Raw genomic sequence first — 3,429 nt, 5'->3', positions numbered from 1 at the left:
AAGTGTGACTGTTAGCCAGTTACAGAATTGGGTGTTTATAAAAGAAATAAAGTAACTACTCAGCAATAGAATAGTGTGTTTTTATCACCTAAATTCTCGTAAAAAACAGTGATGAATATTTTCTTTGGCCCAATAAAAAACGCCCCAGTCAAATACTGACTGGGGCGGCTGAATCAGCCTAATCCAATAACGTGAAACAAAAGGTCTGAAAGATAGAACATCTTACCTCTGTACCCTACGAGAGTTAATGTATAACAAATGGTCAGAAATGAAAACTATTTTTGTAGTTTTTTTTCATGAAAATTTTATTAAACAACACAAAGTTTAAAATCAAGAACACTTGTTTCTAGGCCATAAAAAAGCCGACATTTGTGCGTCGGCTCATATAAATTAGCTAATTCTGCTTAAAAAACAACTAATGCGCCTGATCCCAGTTGTCTCCATGACCAGTATCCGCGACCAATGGCACCGCTAGCGTTGCCGCTGATTCCATCAATTGTTGTACTTTAATTTCAATTTCGGCTAAAGCCGTCTCTTGCACCTCAAACACCAGTTCATCGTGCACTTGCATCAAGAGTTTAACGCGTCCCTGTCCATGCTCCTCAATCCAAGCATCGACTAATAGCATCGCTTTTTTGATGATATCCGCAGCCGTACCTTGCATTGGAGCATTGATCGCAGCACGTTCAGCGGCTTTGCGGCGCATCCCATTACGCGATTTAATTTCAGGCAGATGCAAACGGCGACCAAATAAAGTTTCAACATAGCCAAGTTCACTAGCCGTAGAGCGTGTATCTTCCATGTATTGCATCACACCAGGATAACGCTCAAAGTATTTATCCATATATTCTTGGGCTTCATAACGAGGAATGCCGAGCTGCTTAGCTAAACCAAAGGCGCTCATCCCGTAAATCAAACCAAAGTTAACCGCTTTCGCACGGCGACGCTGCTCACTGCTGACTTGCTCAATACTCACTCCAAGAATTTCAGCCGCGGTCGCTGCATGGATATCTTTCCCTTGCTGGAATGCTTCAAGCAGCGCTTTATCGCCGGACAAGTGCGCCATAATCCGCAGCTCAATTTGCGAGTAATCGATGGCCAGAATTTTCCAGCCATGAGGAGCGATAAAGGCTTGACGGATCCGGCGTCCTTCTTCGTTACGGATCGGAATGTTTTGCAAATTTGGATCGGTTGAAGACAAACGACCAGTGGCGGTTACAGCTTGGTGATACGAGGTATGCACTCGCCCTGTGGTTGGGTTGATCATTTTAGGCAGTTTATCGGTATAGGTTGATTTCAACTTAGCTAAACCACGATGTTCAATGATTACTTTAGGCAGAGGATAACCGTCGAGTGCCAACTCTTGCAGTACTTCTTCATTGGTGGAAGGTGTACCTGTTGGCGTTTTCTTAATCACCGGTAGCCCCATCTGTTCAAACAAAATGGTTTGCAGCTGTTTTGGTGAGCTTAGGTTGAAAGGTTGACCCGCGATATCAAACGCTTGTTGTTCTAGTTGCTCTAAACGAGCAGCGATTTCATGCGATTGCGCGCCAAGCAACATATCATCAATCATCACGCCAGTACGTTCCATACGTGACAACACGGGAACAAGAGGTACTTCTATTTGTTGGTAGATGCGATTGAGCTTCTCATCTTGCTCAATATGACTCATCAAACGGTGATGAAGTCGTAAAGTCACATCAGCATCTTCCGCAGCGTACGGTGCCGCTTGTTCAAGTTCAATTTGGTTGAAGGTCAGCTGGTTTTTACCTTTGCCCGCCACCTGTTCAAATGAAATACAGCTGTGTTGCAAGAATCGTAGCGCCAAACTGTCCATATCATGTTTGCCACCGACGCTGTTGTACACATAAGATGCGAGCATCGTATCGTGCTTGATGCCTTTCATATTGATACCGTAACGCGCAACAATGCTGGCATCGTATTTTAGGTTCTGCCCCACTTTGGCTTGGCTTTCATCTTCTAAAATGGGTTTAAGTTGGGCGAGTACCCAATCACGGTCCAGTTGCTTTGGTGCATCAAGATAGTCATGCGCAACAGGAACATACGCTGCAACGCCCTCTTCGATTGCAAAAGAGAGGCCAACTAAATTCGCTACCATATAATCGAGACTGTCGGTTTCCGTATCAAACGCAAACACTTCTGCCGCTTTCAGTTTTTCTAACCAAGCATTAAACGTCTCTTCATCTAAAATGGTTTGATATTGGCTGCGATCAATCGTGGCAGCGGTTGTATCCATCTCCTTTGCTTGTGAAGAAGAAGTGTTTACCGCACCCACTTTTTCATCAGCGTCAATCACCCCATTACCACCATCCAGCAATTCTGTTAACCAAGATTTAAACGTGAGCTGACCATAAAGCTTAATCAACTCATCAATATTGGGCTGGGTTTTGCACAAGGTCTCTGGTTTCTCTTCCAAAGCGACATCCAGCTTGATGGTGGCCAATTGGTAAGAGAGAAAAGCGTTTTCACGGTTATCCGCCAGTTTTTGCGCCATGGTTTTAGAGCCGCGAAAACCCAATTGCGCAATTTTATCGAGGTTATCGTAAATTTGCTCTAGGCTGCCAATGCCTTGTAGTAACGCAATCGCTGTTTTCTCACCGACACCCGGTACACCAGGAATGTTATCGACTTTATCGCCCATCAAGGCCAGATAATCGATGATAAGCTCAGGAGGGATACCGAATTTTTCAATCACCCCTTCACGGTCAAGTACCACATTCGTCATGGTATTGATCAAGGTGACATTCTCGTCCACCAGCTGTGCCATGTCTTTATCACCAGTGCTGATCAGCACTGGCATGCCGGCTTGTGATGCTTGAGAGGCTAGCGTACCAATCACGTCATCGGCTTCGACACCTTCAATCGATATCAGCGGTAGCCCCATCGCACGGATGACATTGTGCAACGGCTCAATCTGACAACGTAGATCATCAGGCATTGGTGGACGGTTAGCTTTGTATTGTGGGTACATATCATCGCGGAAGGTTTTTCCTTTCGCGTCAAAAATAACCACCATACGCTCAGCGGAAAACTGGCGCATCATGCTACGGAGCATATTGACCACGCCATAGACAGCATTAGTTGGAATTTCGCCATTACTCATGGTGCCTGGGTAGGCATGAAATGCACGGTAAAGGTAAGAAGAGCCATCAATCAGAATGAACGGGTTGTCAGGTATGCGAGCCATAGTCTTTTGCAATCCAAAGCGAGTACGAAATGTAATGACTAAGGATGCCATGACTGTCTTGAGGATTCCACGCCAATGCACCTTGAGCAACGAAACATTTTGCTGATTTGTCCACCACCGCAAATGACATTCTGTGGATAACTCTGTTCATAGTTTTTATCCACTGGTTATTAAACAGTGATTAACGAGGAAAACAATGGCATTAACTTATTGTTTATAAA

Annotated in this window: 3 protein-coding genes; all 3 read right to left on the bottom strand. The window is 44.6% G+C overall.

The window, feature by feature from the left end; all coding sequences use genetic code 11:
* Positions 1 to 173: 173 nt before the first annotated feature.
* Positions 174 to 221 carry a hypothetical protein gene (locus AACT21_RS16685; protein ID WP_438356636.1) on the bottom strand — a complete coding sequence of 16 codons (48 nt, stop codon included), beginning with the start codon at positions 219 to 221 and terminating at the stop codon, positions 174 to 176.
* A gap of 194 nt (positions 222 to 415) precedes the next feature.
* Positions 416 to 3,208 (bottom strand): DNA polymerase I, encoded by a 2,793-nt coding sequence (gene polA / locus AACT21_RS07960; RefSeq protein WP_094163910.1) that lies wholly within the window; start codon positions 3,206 to 3,208, stop codon positions 416 to 418.
* The gene (locus AACT21_RS07955) at positions 3,192 to 3,359 is read right to left on the bottom strand and encodes a hypothetical protein (RefSeq protein WP_156117117.1); all 168 of its coding nucleotides are present in this window, start codon (positions 3,357 to 3,359) and stop codon (positions 3,192 to 3,194) included. Before AACT21_RS07955 ends, polA begins: the two co-directional genes overlap by 17 nt.
* Between the last annotated feature and the right edge of the window lie 70 nt (positions 3,360 to 3,429).

It is taken from the genome of Vibrio sp. V08_P9A1T1, from assembly GCF_963874405.1.
GTDB classification, from domain to species: Bacteria; Pseudomonadota; Gammaproteobacteria; order Enterobacterales; family Vibrionaceae; genus Vibrio; species Vibrio anguillarum.
This window is presented reverse-complemented; position numbering and strand designations above follow the sequence as displayed.